The 21,940-nt window shown below is 28.0% G+C and carries 20 protein-coding genes; 4 read left to right on the forward strand and 16 right to left on the reverse strand.

What is annotated here, in order from left to right; all coding sequences use genetic code 11:
• Window positions 1-81 precede the first annotated feature (81 nt).
• The 8 genes from HMPREF9630_RS01680 to tig form a co-directional block, all read right to left on the reverse strand.
• Window positions 82-522 carry a 23S rRNA (pseudouridine(1915)-N(3))-methyltransferase RlmH gene (locus HMPREF9630_RS01680; RefSeq protein ID WP_009526811.1) on the reverse strand — a complete coding sequence of 147 codons (441 nt, stop codon included), beginning with the start codon at window positions 520-522 and terminating at the stop codon, window positions 82-84.
• Window positions 523-568: 46 nt separating this feature from the next.
• Window positions 569-1,234, reverse strand: a complete 666-nt coding sequence (locus HMPREF9630_RS01685) for a TMEM165/GDT1 family protein (protein WP_009526812.1) — start codon at window positions 1,232-1,234, stop codon at window positions 569-571.
• Between the two features lie 141 nt (window positions 1,235-1,375).
• Window positions 1,376-2,257: an Hsp33 family molecular chaperone HslO gene (gene hslO / locus HMPREF9630_RS01690; protein WP_009526813.1), complete on the reverse strand. Its 882-nt coding sequence runs from the start codon at window positions 2,255-2,257 to the stop codon at window positions 1,376-1,378.
• 41 nt (window positions 2,258-2,298) lie between these two features.
• The gene (locus tag HMPREF9630_RS01695; protein ID WP_009526814.1) at window positions 2,299-3,060 is read right to left on the reverse strand and encodes a class I SAM-dependent DNA methyltransferase; all 762 of its coding nucleotides are present in this window, start codon (window positions 3,058-3,060) and stop codon (window positions 2,299-2,301) included.
• 15 nt (window positions 3,061-3,075) lie between these two features.
• Window positions 3,076-3,615 carry a hypoxanthine phosphoribosyltransferase gene (gene hpt / locus HMPREF9630_RS01700; RefSeq protein ID WP_009526815.1) on the reverse strand — a complete coding sequence of 180 codons (540 nt, stop codon included), beginning with the start codon at window positions 3,613-3,615 and terminating at the stop codon, window positions 3,076-3,078.
• Between the two features lie 178 nt (window positions 3,616-3,793).
• On the reverse strand, window positions 3,794-5,047 hold the full coding sequence (clpX, locus tag HMPREF9630_RS01705) for an ATP-dependent Clp protease ATP-binding subunit ClpX (RefSeq protein ID WP_009526816.1): 1,254 nt from the start codon (window positions 5,045-5,047) through the stop codon (window positions 3,794-3,796).
• Between the two features lie 14 nt (window positions 5,048-5,061).
• Window positions 5,062-5,664 carry an ATP-dependent Clp endopeptidase proteolytic subunit ClpP gene (clpP, locus tag HMPREF9630_RS01710; protein WP_009524811.1) on the reverse strand — a complete coding sequence of 201 codons (603 nt, stop codon included), beginning with the start codon at window positions 5,662-5,664 and terminating at the stop codon, window positions 5,062-5,064.
• Between the two features lie 54 nt (window positions 5,665-5,718).
• Window positions 5,719-7,005 carry a trigger factor gene (tig, locus tag HMPREF9630_RS01715; RefSeq protein ID WP_009526817.1) on the reverse strand — a complete coding sequence of 429 codons (1,287 nt, stop codon included), beginning with the start codon at window positions 7,003-7,005 and terminating at the stop codon, window positions 5,719-5,721.
• 357 nt (window positions 7,006-7,362) lie between these two features.
• Between tig and HMPREF9630_RS01720 the strand changes: the two genes are divergently transcribed.
• Window positions 7,363-8,580, forward strand: coding sequence for a carboxylate--amine ligase (locus tag HMPREF9630_RS01720; protein WP_009526818.1), 1,218 nt, complete (start codon window positions 7,363-7,365; stop codon window positions 8,578-8,580).
• 330 nt (window positions 8,581-8,910) lie between these two features.
• Here HMPREF9630_RS01720 and HMPREF9630_RS01725 read toward each other — a convergent pair whose 3' ends face one another.
• The 8 genes from HMPREF9630_RS01725 to HMPREF9630_RS01760 all read right to left on the reverse strand — a co-directional run bounded on the left by HMPREF9630_RS01725 (window position 8,911) and on the right by HMPREF9630_RS01760 (window position 18,609).
• Entirely contained in the window at window positions 8,911-9,705 is a 795-nt protein-coding gene (locus tag HMPREF9630_RS01725; RefSeq protein ID WP_009526819.1) for a class I SAM-dependent methyltransferase, read from the reverse strand.
• A gap of 532 nt (window positions 9,706-10,237) precedes the next feature.
• Window positions 10,238-10,924 carry a 2,3-diphosphoglycerate-dependent phosphoglycerate mutase gene (gpmA, locus tag HMPREF9630_RS01730; RefSeq protein ID WP_009526820.1) on the reverse strand — a complete coding sequence of 229 codons (687 nt, stop codon included), beginning with the start codon at window positions 10,922-10,924 and terminating at the stop codon, window positions 10,238-10,240.
• Between the two features lie 181 nt (window positions 10,925-11,105).
• Window positions 11,106-12,191 carry a toxic anion resistance protein gene (locus tag HMPREF9630_RS01735; protein WP_009526821.1) on the reverse strand — a complete coding sequence of 362 codons (1,086 nt, stop codon included), beginning with the start codon at window positions 12,189-12,191 and terminating at the stop codon, window positions 11,106-11,108.
• Window positions 12,192-12,503: 312 nt separating this feature from the next.
• Window positions 12,504-14,114: a YceG family protein gene (locus HMPREF9630_RS01740; protein WP_009526822.1), complete on the reverse strand. Its 1,611-nt coding sequence runs from the start codon at window positions 14,112-14,114 to the stop codon at window positions 12,504-12,506.
• A 266-nt stretch (window positions 14,115-14,380) separates the two neighbouring features.
• Window positions 14,381-15,427 (reverse strand): flavodoxin-dependent (E)-4-hydroxy-3-methylbut-2-enyl-diphosphate synthase, encoded by a 1,047-nt coding sequence (gene ispG / locus HMPREF9630_RS01745; protein ID WP_009526823.1) that lies wholly within the window; start codon window positions 15,425-15,427, stop codon window positions 14,381-14,383.
• A gap of 19 nt (window positions 15,428-15,446) precedes the next feature.
• On the reverse strand, window positions 15,447-16,445 hold the full coding sequence (gene rseP / locus HMPREF9630_RS01750; protein WP_009526824.1) for an RIP metalloprotease RseP: 999 nt from the start codon (window positions 16,443-16,445) through the stop codon (window positions 15,447-15,449).
• Between the two features lie 55 nt (window positions 16,446-16,500).
• The gene (locus HMPREF9630_RS01755; protein WP_009526825.1) at window positions 16,501-17,667 is read right to left on the reverse strand and encodes a 1-deoxy-D-xylulose-5-phosphate reductoisomerase; all 1,167 of its coding nucleotides are present in this window, start codon (window positions 17,665-17,667) and stop codon (window positions 16,501-16,503) included.
• Window positions 17,668-17,844: 177 nt separating this feature from the next.
• The gene (locus tag HMPREF9630_RS01760; protein ID WP_009526826.1) at window positions 17,845-18,609 is read right to left on the reverse strand and encodes a WecB/TagA/CpsF family glycosyltransferase; all 765 of its coding nucleotides are present in this window, start codon (window positions 18,607-18,609) and stop codon (window positions 17,845-17,847) included.
• Between the two features lie 284 nt (window positions 18,610-18,893).
• Here HMPREF9630_RS01760 and HMPREF9630_RS01765 point away from each other — a divergent pair, with 284 nt between their 5' ends.
• From HMPREF9630_RS01765 to selD, 3 genes are all read left to right on the forward strand, one after another.
• Window positions 18,894-19,763, forward strand: coding sequence for a ribonuclease H-like domain-containing protein (locus HMPREF9630_RS01765; RefSeq protein WP_009526827.1), 870 nt, complete (start codon window positions 18,894-18,896; stop codon window positions 19,761-19,763).
• A 105-nt stretch (window positions 19,764-19,868) separates the two neighbouring features.
• Window positions 19,869-20,705: an aldo/keto reductase gene (locus HMPREF9630_RS01770; protein ID WP_009526828.1), complete on the forward strand. Its 837-nt coding sequence runs from the start codon at window positions 19,869-19,871 to the stop codon at window positions 20,703-20,705.
• Between the two features lie 188 nt (window positions 20,706-20,893).
• The gene (gene selD, locus HMPREF9630_RS01775; protein WP_081580842.1) at window positions 20,894-21,940 is read left to right on the forward strand and encodes a selenide, water dikinase SelD; all 1,047 of its coding nucleotides are present in this window, start codon (window positions 20,894-20,896) and stop codon (window positions 21,938-21,940) included.

The following is a 21,940-nucleotide window of genomic DNA, read 5'->3' on the forward strand; positions in this document are numbered from 1 at the left end:
TGAAAAATATCTACGTTTAAATAGATAATAGTATAAAATATAATGGTTTAGTATAAATTTATTTTTATAAAAATTCTATTTTCAGCATATTATAAACTGCTCCAACATGACAAGCCTCATCAACTGATGAGGAAATGTCATCTTTGATATAGATATTTTCTTATTTGAAATCTCACTCACTTTTTTACTAAGACCCACAGAACCGCCTATTATTATGCTGATATTTTCTCTGCCGGTTTCATTTATAATATTGCAAATACTCAAATTTTTACTTTGCCTTGAATCTATTTCAAGTGTTATGACGTAATTGCCTTTTTTTATCTTTGAAAGTATCTTTGCACCCTCTTTTTCCTTTATCTTTTCTATTTCTGAACTTCTATTAATATTTTGATTTTTTTCATCTTCTATCTCTATTATTTTTATATTATAATTCTTATCTGTTTTTTTCAATATATTTTTTTCTGCTTGTTTAAAAATATCTGATTTTAAGGCTCCAACACATATCAAATCTATATTTATCATCTTTACCTCTAAATTATTATCTTTGTTTTTTAAATACATATTGATTTTAGATATTTTTTTTCACACTTTTATTTTTAAAATAAATTAAAAGCATTGTCATCATACATATAATAGAGAATGCAGTTGTATTTATAAATGTTAGATATTGAGACGGAACAGATTTTGATAATGCTTCTATACCGAATGTGATAAAACATACTCCGGATATTTTTTTCATCAAATTTTTCGGTATCTTCCCTTTTATTATTTTTCCTACGATTATTCCAAACAAACTGACAAATATCATACCAAGTGTAGTACCTATTAAAACAAGTATAGGATTTTTCCCTGTAAACACTATAGACATGGCAGTTATTTGGGTTTTATCGCCAAGTTCACCTATAAAAAAGCATAAAGCGACTGTAAATATAGCTCCAAATTTCCCTCTTATATCCTCTTTATCATCATTTTCTATTCTAAGTATAAAAGACTCAAAACCAAATAATAGAAACATAACTCCCGCTATTATTTTTAATATACCTATATTTATAAAAGATGATAAAAATGTAGCAACAAGTACAGCTAAACCATGATTAAACACAATACCCAATGATATGCCGAGTATTACTTGGTATAGCTTATATCGAGTAGCAAATATTAATGCTAAAAATTGAGTTTTATCACCCATTTCGGCGAAAAAAATGAGTAGAAACGATGATATTAAAGTTTCCAAAAAATACGCAACTCCTTTTAGTTATACAGTTTCAATATTTTTAATTGGTAAGCAACTATTTAATACATTCAAATAAGATTTTTTACAACTTAAAAACTAGAGCTGTAAATATTTTTATGAATATATGATTTTCCACATTGTCTATTTAATATGGTCAATTAAAGATTTTAATTCCTTTTCGTCAAAATAATATTTTTTATTACAAAAATGACAACATATTTCAGCTTTTTTATCTTCTTCATATATTTTTTGCAGCTCTTTTTTTCCTATCGAAATAAGTGCTTCTTCTATTCTTTTTCTACTGCAATCACATTCGTATTTAACTTCATTCTTAGACAATATAATGCAACCTAAATCTTTTAAGATTAGTTGCGCTATATCTTCAGGTGTCAAATCATCCTCCATCAAAGAAGTTATTGAGTTTATATTTTTTATATTGTCTTCAAGTTTTGATATAGTTTCTTCTTTTGCAAAAGGCATCAATGACACTATAAATCCTCCGGCATGTTTTACAGTATAATCTGTATCTACCAATACTCCAAGGCCTACACTTGATGCAACTTGCTCCGAATTTACAAAATAGCTTGTCAAATCTTGTGCAATTTCTCCATTTACAAGCGAATTGTGTCCGACATATGGCTCTTTCAATCCTAAATCTCTTATTACTGTAAGTATCCCATTGCTCCCTACTGCTCTACCTACATCTAATTTTCCGTCAGTTTCTCGTATAGGTATATCAACATCATAATTAGTAGCACAAGCTTTTACATATCCTTTAGAATTTCCTGTGCAAGTTATGTTGCCAATCAATCCGTCTCCTTTTATTATTAGAGATATTTTATTTTTTTCGCCTTTCATCATAAGCCCCATAATAGAAGTGGCTGTCACAGCTCTACCCATAGCGGCACATACTACCGGCGTTGGCTTGTGGATATCTCTCACGGTTTCTACCATATCAGTTGTCTTGGCAACGTATACGGACACTTCTTTGCCAGAGTCCGTAGCACTTATTATATAATCCATTTTTTCTCCTAAAAATTTAAAATAATCAATACTGTTTTTTATTATTTACTTACAGAGTAAAATATTCTTTCATATTGATTTTTATATACTTCTTCACTATCTTTATTAACAAAATATTCTTTTTTTATGTTTTTAAACCCTGATTTTTTTAAAATATTGTCTATTTCTTTTTCTGCATAAGCTCTTTGCTGGTGTTCTTCTTGAAATCTCTCATACAAACCTTGTTCATTTTCTCTGAATATATCAATATACATATCTATAATACCATCTTCCTTATCATAAACATTTTGCCATACCATACAATACTCATCATCTTCTTCAAAAAATGTATTGTTAGAAAGTATATTGGAAATTTTATACTCAGAGCTTATATCAAATATAAAAAGTCCGTCTTTTCTAAGGTGCTCATAGCAAAAATCAAACAGATTTTGTAAATCATATTCATTCGTTATATAATTTATTAAATCATTTGCAGACAATATCATATCTATTTCATATATATCAAAATCTATATCACATACATCTTGTTGTATTAAAATTATTTTATCTCCATATTCACTTGTTTTTTGCTTAGCTATTTCAAGCATTTCAAAACTTTTATCAATACCTACAACTTCGTATCCGTCAGATAAAAATTTCTTTGTTAAATTACCTGTTCCACAGCCTAATTCCAATATATTTTTTATATTTTTTTTCTCATCTCCCATAAGGGATGATATTTTTTTGAACCACTTGTCATAATCAATACCTGATATATTCATAGATTTATCATATATATTACTGAGATATTTATATTCACACATAATTGTTCCTTTTATTTATCTATCTTCGTCTAATACGCAAAATACATATGGTATATTTCTGTATCTGTCTTTAAAATCCAAACCATATCCTACCAAAAATTTATCTTCTATTTCCATTCCTATATAATCAGCTTTTAAATCAACTTTTCTTCTTTCTTGCTTATTAAACAGTACGCAAGTTTTTAAAGAGTTCGGATTTTTTTCTCCAAGATGTTTTATTAAAAACTCCATTGTTATTCCTGTGTCCAATATATCATCTACTATTAAAACATCATATCCGTCCAAATTATAATCTATATCTTTTAGTATCTTTACTTTTCCTAAATTTATTTCTCCATCTCCATAACTTGAAGTCATCATAAAATCTATTTTAGTGACAGGTTTTATATTTTTGGATAAGTCTGATGTAAAAAATAAGCTACCTTTTAGTATGGATACTATTAGCAGGTTTTTATCTTTATAATCTTCTGAAATTTTTTGACCTAATTTTTTTGCTATATCATCAAGTTTTTCAGCAGTACAAAGTACTTCCCATTTTTTCTTTTCTATGTCCATTGAATTTGCTCCTTAACCAATTTAATTATTTTGTATATAAATATGTTATATTAATACTAATTAATTTATAGATATTTTTCAATATATCTGAGCATATCTTAATTTAAATATTATTATATTTTGATACTATACTAAACTAAGGCACTCCCATTAATAAATAGAAGTGCCTTAGTTGAATTTATGCCAATTCTTTAGGTTTTTTATATAATGTCAGTATTGGTTGTGCCTTCTTGTCTATACAATCTTTATTGATAAGCACTTTTTCTACGTCATCTCTTGACGGAATATCATACATTATATCCATCATTGTTTCTTCCAATATACTTCTCAATCCTCTTGCTCCGGTTTTACGTTCTATTGCTTTTTTTGCCACTTCTGTCAGTGCTTCATCGTCTATCTCCAATATTACATTATCAAGTTCAAACAATTTTTTAAATTGTTTTACAAGAGAATTTTTAGGTTCTTTTAATATTTTAACGAGAGCCTCTTCATCTAAAGGATCAAGAGATACAACGATTGGAAGCCTTCCTACAAATTCAGGTATAAGTCCATATTTCAATAAATCCTCAGTTTGGACATTTTTGTATATCTCCCCTATTTTCATAGTATCTTTTGAAACTACTTTAGAGCCGAAACCGACTACATTTTTTCCTAATCTCTTTCTAACTATCTCATCTATTCCTTCAAATGCGCCACCAACTATAAACATAATGTTGGTTGTATCTATTTGAATAAGTTCTTGATTAGGATGTTTTCTTCCTCCTTGAGGAGGAACATTTGCTAAAGTTCCTTCTATTATTTTTAAAAGAGCTTGTTGCACTCCTTCACCGCTTACATCTCTTGTTATTGATACATTTTCAGATTTTCGTGTTATTTTGTCAATCTCATCAATATAAACTATACCTTTTTGTGCCTTTTCTATGTTGAAATCCGCTGCTTGTATTAATTTTAAAAGTATATTCTCAACATCTTCTCCAACATAGCCTGCTTCTGTAAGGGTAGTTGCATCAGCTATAGCAAAAGGAACATCCATAATTTTAGCAAGAGTTTGAGCCAAAAGCGTCTTACCTGAGCCTGTAGGTCCAAGAAGCAGTATATTACTCTTTTGCAATTCTGTTTTATTTCCTTTTTTATCAACGTGATATATTCTCTTATAATGATTATATAAAGATACTGACAAAACTTTTTTCGCAGCTTCCTGCCCTATTATATATTCATCAAGAAAATCTTTTATTTCTTTTGGTTTAGGAAGATCATTTGAGCTTGAAGATAAAGACATGCTTCTGTCTCTTTCTTCATTTATCATATTTTGGGCAAGATCTATACACTCATTGCATATATATACGCCTTTTCCGTAGATAAGTTTTTTTACTTCACTTTGAGTTTTTCCGCAAAATGAACATCTTACTATTTTATCATTTTTACTTGCCATCAATTTCTCCTAAATTAATTTTTATTTTCAACTTTATTTCTGTTTGTAATAACATCATCTATGAGACCGTATTGTTTTGCCTCTTCTGCAGACATAAAAAAGTCTCTTTCTGTATCTCTGTTTATTACTTCTATAGGCTGTCCTGTTCTTTCAGCCATTATTTGATTGAGATTTTCTCTCATTTTTATAATTCTTTCAGCGTGTATTTTTATGTCTGTCGCTTGTCCTCTTGTTCCGCCAAGCGGTTGATGTATCATGATTTCACTGTTAGGAAGCGCAAATCTTTTGCCTTTAGTTCCACAATTAAGAAGAAATGCTCCCATTGATGCTGCCATACCTATGCATATTGTTGACACATCCGGTTTTATATATTGAATTGTGTCATATATAGCCATACCTGCTGTTATACTTCCACCAGGAGAATTTATATATAGGGATATATCCTTATCAGGATCTTCCGATTCTAAGAAAAGTAATTGAGCTACTACAAGCGAAGCGGTCTGGTCATTTACTTCATCTCCAAGAAATATTATTCTGTCTTTTAAAAGTCTTGAATATATGTCATAGCTTCTTTCTCCTCTGCTTGTCTGCTCAACGACTACAGGAACATATGCCATTATCGTACCTCCTCATAAACTGTTTACAGCAAAAAAATATTTGCTGTAATAAAATTATATTCTCTTTGTCTCAGCTTTTAAGAACTCTATTGTATTTCTAAGTATTATATTGTCAATCATATATTCTCTTTGTTCGCCTTTGAATATATCTTTTAATTTGTCTACTTCCATTCCATACATTTGTGCCATTTGTTCAAGTTCTCTTTCAACTTGATCTTCACTGTAACCTACATTTTCAAGTTTTTTTACTTTTTCTAACACCAATGAACCTTTTACTCTTTTTTCTGCTTCAGGTTTCATTTCATTTTTTAATTCATCTATTGATTTATTGATGTATTTTGAATACATATCAACGTTCATACCTTGATATGAAAGTCCTTGTGCAAATTCATTAAACATATGATCAGCCTCTGTGTCTATCATCTCTTTAGGTAAATCAATTTTTGAATTTTTCACTATTTGTTCAACTATATCATTTTCAAATTCTCTTGTAGCATCTTTTTCTTTTCTTTGTGATATAGTCTTTTTTATGTCTTCTTTTAATTGATCTAATGTATCAAATTCACTTATATCTTTTACAAATTCATCATCAAGCTCAGGTAATTGTTTTTCTTTGATTTCATTAATCTTTACGTCAAAAGTTGCTTTTTGACCTGCTAAAGATTTCTCCATATATTCTTGTGGGAAAGTCACTTCAATTACTTTTTTTTCTCCTATGTTCATACCTATAAGCTGTTCTTCAAATCCATCTATGAATGATTTTGAACCTATTGTAAGCGAATAATTTTCTCCTTTTCCACCTTCAAAAGGAACTCCATCTTTTTTGCCTTCAAAATCAAGTTTAACAATATCTCCGTCTTTAACTGCTCTATCTTCGATAGTTACAAATCTTGCGTTTTGATTTCTTCTATTTTCAAGTTCTCTTTCAACTTCTTCATCAGTTGGAGTAGTATCACCAAATTTTACTTCAAGCCCTTTGTACTGTCCTATTTCTATATCAGGTTTTATTACTACTTTTACGTCTATAACAACATCTTTTCCAGTTTCTATTTCTTCTACATCTATAACAGGTCTTGCAACAGGTTCTATACCTATTTGTTCAACACCTTTTGAAAATTCTTCAGAAAAAGCGTCATTTAAAGCATCTTCATAGAAAAAACCTACTCCATAATATTTTTCTATTATTTGTTTAGGCACTTTACCTTTTCTAAATCCAGGTATGCTTATTTTACCTTTATTTTTATTATAAGCTTTTGTACAATATTTTTCAAAATCTGCTGAGTTTATTACCATTTTTAATTCAGCGTTATATCCTTCTTTTTTCAATAATTCTAATGACATTTTAGCCTCCCATTTTTTTCAATCTAACTTATATATTATATCATAAGTTTAGGATATTTCTATAATAAATTTATATTTTGAAATATATTTTAACATATTTTTACGGATTTGTATAATGTTTAATATTAATGATTCAAAAAAAATTTGTTTTATGTTATAATTTTTGTAATAAATTTTACTTTATAGCGGTGTATTATAAAATTATTATATCCTGAAATTTGAATAAAATAATTCAAATATTTATTAAAAAATATAACCATAATTAAGATATTGATTATTTTAAATTAACTGCATACATAACATTAAATCTTTTACGAGAAAGGAGAGTATGATAGACGCTTATCATACAATAAAACTATGGATATATCAAATACTATACAACCTGTTTTAATAGGAGGAGATATAAACGCATATTCTGTTGCAAGAGCGTTTCATGAACAATATGGTATAATAAGTATAGCTATTGCAAAAGATGTACTCGGTGCAACGGATAATTCTAAAATAATAGATTTTTATGTTGATGAAAATTTTACAGATATCAATCATTTTATAGAATCTATGATAGAATTAGGCAATGATTTAAAAGAAGAAGGCAAGACAGCTATACTTATAGGTACCAAAGATGATTATGTAGATCTTATAATAAAATCAAAAGAAGAACTGAAAGATTTATTTATAATTCCATATATTGATGAAACTTTAAAAAACAGTCTTATTAATAAAGAAAATTTTTATAAACTGTGTGAAGAAATGAATGTAGATATTCCTAAGACAAAAATATTGTCAAAAGACATGGAAATAACCGATTTTGGAATTATGTATCCAATTGTAATAAAACCTTCAAACCCTGTACTTTTTTGGAGTGACAGATTTGAAGGAATGGAAAAAGTTTATATAGCACAAAATAAAAAAGATTTTATAAGAATAGTAAGGCTGATATATTCAACTTATTATGATGATACACTCATAATACAAGAATATATACCCGGTGATGACAGCAGTATATGGACACCATCATTTTATTGTGACAGAAATAAAAAGGTCAAGATGATGGCATTAGGTCATGTACTTTTGGAAGAGCACGTTCCTACCGCAATAGGTAACGATGCGGCTATAATAATGCAATATGTTGAAGAACCGATGGAAAAGATAAAATCATTTTTAGAAAAAATAGAATTCACAGGCTTTTGCAATTGTGACTGCAAATATGATTATCGTGATGGAAAATATAAACTATTTGAAGTAAATATACGTCAAGGAAGAAGTAACTACTCTGTAACAGCAGCCTGTGCCAATATAGCGAAACTACTTGTAGAAGACAGAGTACAAAGAAAAGACCTTCCACTTATAAAACAAACAAAAGAATTATATTGGCATTTAATACCTAATTCAATAGTCTTTAAATATGTAAAAGACGAAAACTTAAAAAATAGAGTTAAGGAATTGATAAAAGAAGGCAAGGAAGTAAATACTTTCGATTATCCTTATGACCTCAAACACAACCTGAAAAGAAGTATATATATAATGCTTTACAAATTAAACCACATCAAAAAATATATACAATATATGAAATAACTATAACAACAAAACAGTAGGCAACTAATATTACTTTTTAGTTCTCTACTGTTTTATATTATTGTGAAGTAAATCAATACAAACCACCATTTAAGATACCAAGTATTTTATATTTGAAGAAATTATATATTTTACGAATTATAAATAATTTTGTTGTAATACAATCACATTGTTATTTAATAAGTTTTCAGCATAATACTGTTTTCTAATAAAATTATGGATAACTTGTATAATTATATAACATTCATATAAATAGTTTATTTGAAAAATTAATTATTATGATTTTTCCATTATTTTATAAGATTTTTATATAAGTATATATAATTAACTTTATTTATTATAAGTGTACATTCCTAATCTATCGTTTGCAATATACATTAACGGCAAAAATATCTTTTTAATACCGAGCGGAAATTTTTTCATTTCTCTTGTAAAATTTATAAGACCGATTTGTTTTAACTTAGGATTAAGTTTAACCAGCTCACTGCCGTCTTTCACCCCATATTCAAAATTTACTTTCATATGCTTTAAAGTATCATGCTCTTTGGATCTCTTAACCAAGCCTTTATACAAAAGATCAAAATGAGCCTCGAAACTGTCAAATGAATCAGTCAATATATTCAAAAATTTCTTTACTTCATCCTCTTTGAGATACATAAGTACTCCTTCTGATAATATTAAAAGAGGCTTTCCATTTGTTTTTATGTCTTTTCCCCAGCTTTCATCAAGTGCTGACTTAGATATATCTATAACTCTTGAATTTTTTTCAAAAAGCAATTTTCTCTTTTCAATAACCTCAGGAAAATCCAAATTATACCAAGTTATTTTTCCGTTATCAACTCTTTCAAATCTTGTATCAAGGCCGCAACCGACAGATACAATTACACAATCAGGATTTTTCGCTATAAATTTTCTTGTTTCCTCGTCCATAACCTTAACCCTTGCAAGTGTTCCATAATAAGAACCCCACGCATTTTCAAACTTTGAAAAATTATAATCTATTTTCGATATGATTTGAGCCGCTTTCTTATCATTTATAATAGGTTCTTTGCTATTTGCATCTTTTGCCCTTATATAAAGTGTTATAAGTAATGTTTCCATTACACCGTCAAATTTAATTTCCATAACAAAACCTCCATATGTGTCCAAATTTATAAAAATTATTAAATAATAATAATTTTCTATACTATTATACTATCTTTATCAATATATGTATACAATTTTTAATTTATATATTGTATAAAAAAAGACTGTATGTTTTTAAACACACAGTCTCTTAATGCTGATTTAATATAACAAATCATATTTACCGAAAATACTCAAAAATTATAAATATTTCAATATAAAATATTCAATTTCATATCGGCATAATAAATAAATTAGAACGAAAAACAGTATATACCGCTTGGTTAAAATCTATATACAACTTTCAACAACAATAAAATCATACTTGTAATTTCAAGCAAAACTGCCGTTATTATAAAAACAGATGATAATATTTTCATTAGTCCCTCTCTAATAAAACTAATACCATTGCCTAATTACCAATGGATAATTACTATATATTTTTTAATATCAAATAAATTAAGACATTTTTATAAATAATAACAATGCCAATTTTTTCAAAAAGAGATTAGTACAAATTCTATTTACTTAATTAAAATAATTCAGGTGATTTTGTTATTTTTAAATCTTTATCTATTTCAAATATAAGCGGAACACCTGTTGGAAGATTAAGATCAAGTATGCGCTGATTATCTATATTTAGCAAATATTTTATAAGTGCTCTTAATGAATTTCCGTGTGCAGCTATTATTACATTTTTACCTTCTTTTATATCTTTTGATATATCGCTGTCCCAAAAAGGTATAACTCTGTTTATTGTATCTTTTAAGCTTTCTCCTTTTGGTAAATCTGAAGGATTTAAGTTTTTATATTTAGGATCGAATTTTACATTTCTTTCATCATCGTCATCTAAAGGAGGAGGAGGTACATCAAAACTTCTTCTCCATATATGCACTTGTTCATCTCCGTATTTTTTTGCAGTTTCAGCTTTATTTAATCCTTGCAATGCTCCATAATGACGTTCATTTAATCTCCATGATTTTTTTACAGGTATATAAAGTTCATCTATTTCTTCAAGCACTATATTTAATGTCTTTATAGCTCTTTTTTGATAAGAAGTGTACGCTATGTCAAATGTAAATCCGTCTTCTTTTAATTGCTCTCCAGCTTTTTTCGCTTCTTCTACTCCTTGCTCAGATAAATCAACGTCTTTCCAACCTGTAAATCTGTTTTCCAAATTCCATTGGCTTTGTCCATGTCTTATCATTACTAATTTCATATATTATCCTCCAAATTTTACTTTTTATTTATTATACCACAATATTAAAATTTTATTACAATTTTTGTCAATATAAAGTAATTTTATTTATAATTATGCTTATATATAAACTACTTTTTCAAATTTATAATAGATTTAAGCAAAAATACAATATCTATAATTTTAAAATCATTTTTTTAATTTACATACTTTTTATTTTGTTTTTCATATCTGTTTGTAATTGAAGTATTCTCTGTTTTCCTTGCTCTCTTGCAGATCTGTTTTCTTCTTCTATTCTAATAGTCTCTTCTATCCCTTGCATTATTGTATTAAATGTATTTTCCAATGTTTCTATCTTTATACTTGATGAGCCGGACAACTTAGCTATATCCACTGATTGTGCAGATATATTTTTTGCGTTTCTAATAAGCATTTCGTTTGTTCTTTCATCTAATGCTTTCATAGAATCTGATTGTACTTTTTGTCTTTTTATAGTAACGGCTTGTATTATGCCTGTTTTAAACACCGGTATTGTTACTACAAATGCACTTCCTATTTTTCTAAGTAAATTATAATTACCTCTTTGAATTAATTTTATTTGTGGTGCTGATTGTACTGCTACCATTTTGGCAAGCTCCAAATCATACACTCTTTGCTCCAACATTTCAAGAGATGCTCTTGCATTTTGTGCATTCAAATTATCCAGCTCATTACCTGTTTCAAGTGCTTTTTGCTCATATTGTGGTATCAATGTGTTTCTCAAATTTTCTATAGCTAAATTTCCAGCCATTATATATTTTTCCAATTCTTGATAATACTCTATGTTTTTAGCATACATATTGTCAAGCATATCATTTGTTTTTCCTATTTCAGCTTCGTATTTTTTTATTTCTACATATATTTTAGATACTTCGCTGTCCATAGTTTCATATTTTTTAAGTAGGCTTTGTATATTGTCTTTTGCCTTGCCGAATATATTTGACAAAAATCCTTTTGAGCTTTTATCCTCAAAATCTTTTACATCAAATTTATCCATTATATCGGATAATTGTTTCATCATTCTACCGCTGTCTTCTATCTGTGAATTGTTTATTGATGAAAGTATCTTATCACTAAATTTTGAAATTTCTGTCGCTGTTTCCTGTCCGAAACTCATTATATTTTTAACATCTCTTACATCAAGATTTCTTGCAATCTGTTGTATTTCAGGAGATGCTTTTACTTGATTACTTATAGTTTGCAACTGTGTGTTATAATCTTCTTCTTGTCTTACAAAATCTTCACTCATATTGAACCTCCAAAATGTATTAATTTATTTATTTTATTTTTTATCTTTAAATCTGTAATATAAACTTTTTTATAAATCTAAAAGTTAAAAATATTTTTTAATAATTTTGCAAACAGGTCTAAAATCAAGGTTAGAAATAATAAAATCTTATATCAACACTATTTTAATTTAAGATATTTTCAAATTATTTTACAAACAAAATTACTAACACTTTCATAAATATCTGCTTTGAAAACATTTATAAAAAAGTTCTATGAACAAAATATATTTGAGTCTTATATAAAAAATATCTATGTTTATTAGATAATTATATTAATTTCCAAAAAGACTTGCCCAAAATCCTTTTTTTTGAACTTTTACATATTTACTTTTATCTTTTAATCTTAAATTTGAATCATATGTATCCAATTTATGTGTATCATAATTGAACTCATTTATCACTAATTCTACATCATTGTAGCCACTCGGTGTAAATATGACTATATCAAGACCTGCCAATAAGAAAAAACCTACTCTTATCCCGTCATTTTTAGTAAAAGGTGTTTCATTATCATGAAATATTACTATTCTTGGGATTTTATAAGGATAATCAAAATTTTGCAATAAATCAAGGTATCGTCTTTCAAGCATCAATATTTCATATATTATATCAGTATCAACATCTTTATCATGGCAAAACTTGAATAAAGCTTCTTTTTTATTTATCATATCTTGAATGGTATCAAGTATATAATCTTGAACGCTTTCTCTTAAATGTTTTAATTTGTATTCTGATAATTTTTTTATGCGCTCTTTGTCTATCAAGCCATCCTTTGATACTAAACCTGGCGCTTTATAATAGCCTCTTTGCACGCTAAACGGTACGTTTTCTATCAAAAGTGCATTTTGTGATGCTAAGTCAAAAAATTTAAAATATTCATATCTATCTGTGTTTACTCCGCTTATTTTTGCAAAAATATTTGGAATATATATTTGGCCGTTTTCAACTTCAAATCCTTGTCTGAATCTTGCATCAACTGAATTTAACTGAAGCACTTCGTCATATGTGGCTTTGATTGTATTGGCATTTACAATATAATTTTCAAATTGCCAGTTAGAATATATTCCGCCCTGCTCATCGTGTAATATACTTCTTATTTCTTGAGTTGCTCTGTATGCTACAGTTTCATGCCTATCACTTTTCTCTTCTACATTTTTTTTGACAAACATATTTGTGACATTAGATGTTCTGTCATATTTGACATTTTGTATATAACTCACAACATCTCTTGGAAAAGGAAATTTTTCCTGTCTTGTAGGATTGAAATAAATTATATCTATAGAGCATAAAAACATAAGCAATAAAAAATATAGATCATCTCTGTATATTTGTCCGTAACACATTATTTTGGGATTTTCTTCCCCTATGTAATAATCGTTCATCAATTCGCTGTAATATTTCTTGCTCAAAAACAATATTTTTATTATGGAGTTTTTTGCTATGCTCATATTAAGCTGTTGTTTCAAATAAGCAGTAAGCATAATTTCAAACTTTTCTATAAAAATTTTTCTAAGTACAATATCACCACAAACCGATACAAATATATTGCTCAAATTTTTCATAATAAACGGAATATCTGCAACTTTTATGTCAACCCAATCTTGATTGAATTTTTCTATAAAATTATTGTCTATCTGATGATTGAAATTATACAGTTTTATATACCCTCTGTTTTTTGACAATTTTTCATCAAAATCAAGCAATTTTTTTTCATAGTCATCAAATGTGCCTTGTATATGATAAAAAAAAGTAGGAACGGAAAGTATATTTTCATTTTGTGCATACCCTTTTCTTAGACTCGGATATTTGAATACATCTTCAAATATATCATCAGATTTTGCATTAAATGCTATTATATGTCGATATTGTTCTCTTAAATACATACCTTCCCTCCTTTCTTAGCTATTATTTTCTTCTAAATTATATTGTACATAAATTAATTACAATATCAATTTAAGACAGAATTATTGTTATAAAAATATTTAATTGGGTTAATTTAATACTAATATTCATTTAATTATTGGATAAAATTTATATAAGTTATTTTTTAGTATCTTTAATTTACTTATATAATAAACTCTTAAAAGTAAAAATATCCATTATTATATTAGAAATTAGTATAAGGTTTTTATTTTCATCAAAGCTTTATTTAAAATTCATCTATCATTTTAAGCAATTCTGATATTATCATATCTTCCTTAACTTTTTTTAATGTTTTTCCGTCTTTGAAAAACAATGCCTCTCCTTTTCCACCTGCTATACCTATATCAGCATCTTTTGCTTCTCCCGGTCCATTTACTACGCATCCCATAACGGCAACTTTTATATCTTTTTTTATTCCTCTTGTTGCATTTTCAACCTTATTTGCAAGATTTATTATATCTATATCTGTTCTTGCACAAGTCGGACAAGAAATTACCTGCACACCGAAATTATATCCTATGTTTTGTAATATCATTTTTGCTACATCTATTTCTTCTACAGGATCTGCAGTAAGTGATACTCTTATAGTATCTCCTATTCCGTTTAACAATAAATATCCTATTCCCATAGAAGATTTGACTGCACCTGCTCTTGCTGTTCCTGCTTCTGTAACACCTAAATGAAGCGGATAATTACTTATTTTAGAAAACTCTTCATATGCTTGTATTGTAGTTTTTATATCCGATGCTTTTAATGATACAACAGTATTGTAAAAGTCGTTTTCTTCCAATAACTCTATATTGTACAAAGCCGATTCAACCATAGCTTTAGGTGTACGTCCATATTCTCTTTGAATATTTTTTTCCAACGAACCCAAGTTCACACCGATTCTTATTTTTATGCCGTATTGTTTCGCTTTTTTTACTACTTCTCTTACTCTTTCATCGCTTCCTATATTCCCCGGGTTTATTCTAAGCCCATCAACACCATTTTCTATAGCCATTAAAGCAAGTCTATAATCAAAGTGTATGTCTGCAATAAGAGGTATATTTATATTCTCTCTTATCTTTGATATTGCTTTTGCTGATTCTTCGTCAGGCACAGATACTCTCACAAGTTCACAACCGGCTTTTTCTAAAGAATGTATCTGATTTATTGTAGAAATAAAATCGCTCGTCTTTGTATTTGTCATAGACTGTATAACAATAGGATTATTTCCACCTATTTTTACATTTCCGCATTTTACTTCTACAGTTTTTTTTCTATCAAACATAGGTTTCTCCTATAAATTTCTAACCTTTTTTAAATATATTTAAAACGTCTTTGTACGTTACAATTATCATAAGACCTATTAAAAATATCATTCCTGCAAAATTTACCACATACTCCATTTTTTTATTAAGTTTCTTCTTTGTAACAAATTCACAAAATGCTGTCAATATTCTAAAACCGTCAAGAGCAGGTATAGGAAGTAAATTCATTACACCCAAGTTCAACGAAATAAAAGCTATATAACTGAAAAACGTAGAAAAACCTGAACTTGTAGAATTTCCCATTTCTCTTACTATTCCCACAGGTCCGCTCACATAGTTAAAATCAACTTTGCCTGTAAATAATTTTGAAACAAAATCCAACATTTGAGCAGTCATAGATGCTGTCTGATTAAAAGCATATGGAATTGCATTTACAAAGTGTTTTTCATATTTAGGATATATACCTATAGTTCTTCTACCACTTTTTTCATCAGGCATAACTTTTAATTCAGATAATTCACCATTTCTTTTAACTCCAATCGTAACTTCTCCGCTCGTTTTTCCAAGAGTTTTTGTTATTTCTCCCCAAGATGTTATTTTCACTTCATTTATAGATACTATTTCATCATCAATTTTTAAATTTATATCACTTGCAGGAGAATTTTCTACTACTCCTCCTACTTTATTTACAGGTACACCGCTTACTGAAAACAAACCTATAAAAACAACTATTGTCAATACAAAATTCATAAATGGCCCTGCAAATACTACAGCCATTCTTTGTAAAGGAGTTTTTTTGCAAAAAGCATTCGGATCATCACTTTCATCATCTTCACCTTCCATGCTAACATATCCTCCCATAGGCACAAGCCTAAGACTATATTTTGTACCGTTATACTCTTTTTGAAATATTGCAGGTCCCATACCTATAGCAAATTCATGAACAGTTATACCGTTCAACTTTGCAACCGCAAAATGTCCAAGCTCATGAATTGCAACAACTATTCCAAAAACCAATAAAGCTAATATTATATTCATCTAATATCGTATGACAGTTTATATCATACTCTCCTTTCTAATCATCATTTTTATTTTATACAAATTTTTCTTTTAAATACTCTTTTACAAACAACCTTGTTTTTAAATCAGTAACCAATATTTCTTCCAATGTAGGATTATTTATAAACTTATGTTGTTCAAGAGCTTTTTCAATTATTTCATTAATATCATAAAACTTAATCTTGTCTGCAAGATATGCGTAAACAAGCTCTTCATTTGCAGAATTCAATACACAAGTAGATGTGCCTCCCTGTTTCAAAGACTCTTTAGCCAATTTTATGCAAGGAAAAGTATCTTCGTCTACCATATCAAAGGTCATATTTTTTCCAAACAAATCAAGCTCATTCATAACACTTGGTGTCCTATTCGGATAAAAAAATGCGTAAGATATTGCCCCTCTCATATCAGGTACGGCAATTTGTGCTTTTATAGAGTTATCCACAAATTCTACCATAGAATGTATTAAACTTTGTTTGTGTACATACACTTTTATTTTTTCAAGCGGTGTATTGAAAAGATGATATGCCTCTATTATCTCAAGTCCCTTATTCATAAGAGTTGCGGAATCTATGGTAATTTTTGCACCCATAGACCAATTAGGATGTTTCAATGCCTCTCTTGCCTTTTTATTCATTATTTGAGATTTTTCCATACCTCTGAATGCTCCTCCTGACGCTGTGAGCATTATATTTTTTATCTCGCTGTTTTTTTCTCCTACCAGGCATTGAAATATAGCACTATGCTCAGAATCAACCGGCAATATTTTTACACCATATTCTCTTGCCTTGCTAATAACAATATCACCTGCAACTACTAAAGTCTCCTTATTTGCAAGTGCAATATCTATTTTATTTTCTATAGCTTTTACAGTGGGTATCAGCCCTATCATTCCTACAACACAAGTCAAAAGCAAATCTGTTCCTTTGCAAGTAGCAACTTTTACAAGCCCATCCATTTTTGTACACAGCTCAACATCTTTTATATTCTCTTCAATAAGCTTTTTCCCAAGCAATTCATATGATTTTTCATTATATACACAAACAAGAGCAGGTTTAAACTCTTTTATCTGCTCCAACAACAAATCTATATTGTTATTTGCACTTAATGCAACCACATTAAATTTTTCTTTATGATGTCTTATAACATCCAATGCTTGAGTACCTATAGAACCTGTAGAACCTAATATAGATATATTTTTCATAACATTCCTTTTTCAACGAATTTGATTTTTATATAAATCTTAAATCACTATAATTGTTTTTATAAAAAATTTTATTTTGTTAGCAATTATTTTTTATCATTAAATAATAAATACCATAATAATTTTAACATAAAGAAAATAAATTTTAAACATTTACATTAAATTTAAAATCTCATTCTATTTACTGAATTTGTTCTTATCTTTTTTAAGCAAAACTCTTGTTAAAAATACCGGTAATGCACCCATCCTTGTTATTCTTTGGGGTTCTTTTGATAATCTGTACAACCATTCCAAACCGTGTTCCTGATAAAATTTCGGCGCTCTTTCTATAGTTCCAGAATATACGTCAAGTGAGCCCCCTACTCCGATAAAAACTTTTGCATCTATAATATCTTTATATGCGTCTATAAAATATTCTTGTTTTGGAGAGCCAAACGCAACGAATAATATATCCGGCTTACTCTTGTTTATCATATCTATTACTTCTTTTTCTTCTTCGCTACCTTTTGCACCACTATGAATCCCTTTATAATAACCGTGATATGTTCCTGCCAATCTTATATTTGGATATTTTTCTTTTATTTTTTCTCCGGCTTTTTGTGCAATACCTTGTTTCGCTCCTAATAAAAATATTGATTTGCCTTTTTCGTTACAATATTTAAGCAGACTTTCCATAAGATCTATACCTGTTACTCTCTCTTTTAGAGGTTTTTTCATCATCTTTGATGCTATCACGAGTCCTATTCCATCAGGTACAACCATATCTGCCGATTTTATTATATTAAATAAAGTTTTATTTTCTCCAGCATTTACTATTATCTCTGAATTTGGCGTTACTATAAATAATTTTTTATGATTTTCTATAGCATTTATACAATTTTCAGTAGCTTGTTTCATATCTACTCTGTCAACTTCTACACCAAGTATATTTATTTTTTCCATTATTTCCCTCATATTTTTATTGTAATATTATATATTTTTTACTTTTGAATTAATACACATAAATCATTATATGCAATTACATTTTTTAAAAGTATAACAAAAAAACTGTTTTTTTTCAATTATTATTGATATTTGCAAAAAATCTTTCTATTATTTTTAAAATATATGTTAAAATATAGATATAATATTTTTATGTATACAAAATATAAGTATATTAAGCTCATTCTTATAATTAGCATCAATTTACAAAATGTTTTTTATTTTTTATAAAACGGGGATTATTTATGATAAAGAAAGAATTTTTTGAAAGCTTTGATATCCCAAAAAACACTGCTTTTATCGATATGGAAACAAGCGGATTATCTCCAATAAATGATGATATTCTTATCATATCCATAGCAAAATTTTTTGATGATAAAAAAGTCAAAATACTGCAAATAATATCTAAAAATGATGAAAAAGAAGTATTAATCGAGTTTTTGACAAGTATAATAGGAATATATGAAATATATAGCTTTAACGGATATGAGTTTGAGGAAAAATTTATAAATCAAAAATTGCAAAAATATGATATATATTACGATTTAGGTAATATAAATTTCATATCTATAAAAAATATACTTAAAAATTACTCAAATTTTATAAATCTGAAATATTTTTCAAGACAAGCTGTTGAAAATCATTTTAATATTGAGCGTGACAGATATTATGATATGAAATTGCTTATAAAAGATATGAAAAAAAACTCTTTCAATGCGAGTGAAAATCTTATAAATCATAATATTGATGAGATACATACTCTATTACAGCTTTACAAAAAAATATACGAATTTCAATATTCAAACAAAGCTGCTATAAATGATACATACTTTTATATATATAATTTTGAAATATCAGAGCAAATTACCAAATTATACTTCAAGTCAGATAAAAAATATAAATTTTCCAATTTTTTCATGCAAAATGGTCAAAAATTAATAATATTTCAAAATAACATACAACTGGACATATTTACAAAAACTTTATATGGACAAAATGACAGTATCATATTATATGAAACTGAAAACGAATATATACCTATCTTTATAAAAAATGATATAATATATAAAAATATATACTATATTTTAAGTATTTACAGCAAATATATCAGATAATCTGCTTTTATAAAAGTTTAAAATCAGGTTTATTGACTCTTTACATATATTTCAAAATTTTTAAAATACTGAATATTATCTTGACGATAAAAAGGAGGATTTAGATTGCAAAACTTTAAATTATCGAACTCCGGCAGTATTCCATGCATTGGACTTGGAACTTATAAGATGACGGATGAAAATGAGCTTTATACAGCATTAAATACTGCATTTGAGCATGGCTATACCATGATAGATACAGCTTATTTTTATAAAAATGAAGGCACAATCGGAAAAATAATTAAAAATAAAAAAAGAAGTGATATAATTCTTGCTACAAAGGTATGGCCGAGTGACTTCGGTTATGATAATACTATGTATTCTATAGAGCGTTCGTTAAAATCTTTACAGACTGATTATATTGATATAATGTATATACATTGGCCCGGAGATGATATGGAGCAATCGTGGAAGGCATTTGAAAAAATGTATGATGAAAAAGTTATAAAAAATCTCGCTGTCGCAAATTTTTTGCCTAAACATTATGAAAAACTGACAATATCTGCCAATATAAAGCCTGTAATAAATCAAATAGAATTACATCCATATAATCAATCCACAGAACTTACAGACTACTTTAAATCAAAAGATATACAGATTATATCGTGGTCTCCGCTTGCAAAAGCTACAGACAAACTTTTAAATGAACCTATCTTGTGTGAAATTGCAAAAAAATATGATAAGTCAATATCACAAATAGTTCTTAGATGGCATATACAACAAGGTTTTGTGGTTATTCCAAAAACAAAAACTCCACATAGAGTAAAAGAAAATATAGATATATTTGATTTTGAATTAGATGATAATGATATGAAAAATATAAAATCACTTGATGAAAAAAAGACAATAAGCCACAGCTCAAATGAAGAAGATTGGCTAAAACAGTTAAGATATGGCAATTAATAAAAAGCTGCTTATTTATAAATCAAGTTCATATAAACTTGTTTAATAACATTATCAAAAAAATTATAAATTATATTACAATTATAAGTAATGAAGATAATTTACTTTATCAGATTATTTGATTTTTTATTATTACAGTTGTAAATAATAGAACAAGTCTAACATATTTTTTAAAGGAGGTAAATGAAATGAGCGATATTGTAAAACTTACACATATGTCAAAATCTGCCGGCTGAGCGGCTAAACTATCGCCAATGGATTTGGCGAACGCACTTAAAAATTTAAAACAAGTAAATAATCAAAATCTTTTAGTAGGTTTTGACACATCTGATGATGCCGCTGTTTATAAAATAAATGAAGATACCGCTATGATACAAACGCTTGATTTTTTCACACCTGTTGTAGATAATCCTTATATATTCGGACAAATTGCAGCTGCAAACGCACTTTCCGATGTATATGCAATGGGAGGAGAACCTGTACTTGCTCTTAATATAGTATGTTTTCCAACTTGTCTTGATATGAGCATATTAGGTGAAATACTTCGTGGAGGTCAGGATAAAGTTATCGAATCAGGTGCCGTATTAGTTGGTGGACACTCCATAAAAGATGATGAACCTAAATATGGTCTAAGTGTATGTGGTTTAATCAACCCTAAAAATATTTGTAAAAATAATTCTGCAAAAATAAATCAAAATATAATTCTTACAAAACCTATAGGAACAGGGATAATAAATACAGCGGTAAAAGCTGAAATGGCAAAAAAAGAAGAAATTGAAGAATCTATCAAGGTTATGTCCAAACTCAATTCTTATCCTAAAGAGATACTGCAAAAATATGACATACACACCATGACTGATGTTACAGGTTTTTCTTTATTGGGACATTTAAAAGAGATGAGCGAAGGAAACGAAATTTCAATAAAGATAGATGTCTCTTCAATACCTGTGATTAGAGGTGCAGAGTATTATGCTTCAATGGGTATAATTCCAGGCGGTGCATATCAAAATAAATCATTCGTAGAACCTCATATAAAGTGTATAGATGAAAATCTTAAAACAACTCCTTTGTATGATGTGCTCTTCGACCCTCAGACATCAGGCGGTTTATTGATTTGTGTAGATGAAAAATATACATCATCTCTTGTATCGGACCTAAAAGATTATGGTTGTCTATCTTATTCGGTTATAGGTAAAACCATAGAAAAAACAGATAAAAATATAATTTTGAAATAA

Origin of the sequence: Peptoanaerobacter stomatis, assembly GCF_000238095.2 — a bacterium.
GTDB lineage: Bacteria > Bacillota > Clostridia > Peptostreptococcales > Filifactoraceae > Peptoanaerobacter > Peptoanaerobacter stomatis_A.

Bases quoted from the DNA above. Each gene is read 5' to 3' on its own strand.
- HMPREF9630_RS01755 (WP_009526825.1), bottom strand. From the start codon at position 17,667: ATGAAAAATATATCTATATTAGGTTCTACAGGTTCTATAGGTACTCAA.
- HMPREF9630_RS01725 (WP_009526819.1), bottom strand. From the start codon at position 9,705: ATGGAAATTAAATTTGACGGTGTAATGGAAACATTACTTATAACACTT.
- ispG (WP_009526823.1), bottom strand. From the start codon at position 15,427: ATGTTTGATAGAAAAAAAACTGTAGAAGTAAAATGCGGAAATGTAAAA.
- HMPREF9630_RS01720 (WP_009526818.1), top strand. From the start codon at position 7,363: ATGGATATATCAAATACTATACAACCTGTTTTAATAGGAGGAGATATA.
- HMPREF9630_RS01735 (WP_009526821.1), bottom strand. From the start codon at position 12,191: ATGAGTGAAGATTTTGTAAGACAAGAAGAAGATTATAACACACAGTTG.
- HMPREF9630_RS01695 (WP_009526814.1), bottom strand. From the start codon at position 3,060: ATGTGTGAATATAAATATCTCAGTAATATATATGATAAATCTATGAAT.
- HMPREF9630_RS01760 (WP_009526826.1), bottom strand. From the start codon at position 18,609: ATGGAAAAAATAAATATACTTGGTGTAGAAGTTGACAGAGTAGATATG.
- HMPREF9630_RS01765 (WP_009526827.1), top strand. From the start codon at position 18,894: ATGATAAAGAAAGAATTTTTTGAAAGCTTTGATATCCCAAAAAACACT.
- tig (WP_009526817.1), bottom strand. From the start codon at position 7,005: ATGTCATTAGAATTATTGAAAAAAGAAGGATATAACGCTGAATTAAAA.
- clpX (WP_009526816.1), bottom strand. From the start codon at position 5,047: ATGGCAAGTAAAAATGATAAAATAGTAAGATGTTCATTTTGCGGAAAA.
- hpt (WP_009526815.1), bottom strand. From the start codon at position 3,615: ATGGACATAGAAAAGAAAAAATGGGAAGTACTTTGTACTGCTGAAAAA.
- HMPREF9630_RS01680 (WP_009526811.1), bottom strand. From the start codon at position 522: ATGATAAATATAGATTTGATATGTGTTGGAGCCTTAAAATCAGATATT.
- hslO (WP_009526813.1), bottom strand. From the start codon at position 2,257: ATGGATTATATAATAAGTGCTACGGACTCTGGCAAAGAAGTGTCCGTA.
- HMPREF9630_RS01740 (WP_009526822.1), bottom strand. From the start codon at position 14,114: ATGTATTTAAGAGAACAATATCGACATATAATAGCATTTAATGCAAAA.
- clpP (WP_009524811.1), bottom strand. From the start codon at position 5,664: ATGGCATATGTTCCTGTAGTCGTTGAGCAGACAAGCAGAGGAGAAAGA.
- rseP (WP_009526824.1), bottom strand. From the start codon at position 16,445: ATGAATATAATATTAGCTTTATTGGTTTTTGGAATAGTTGTTGCAATT.
- gpmA (WP_009526820.1), bottom strand. From the start codon at position 10,924: ATGAAATTAGTAATGATAAGACATGGACAAAGCCAATGGAATTTGGAA.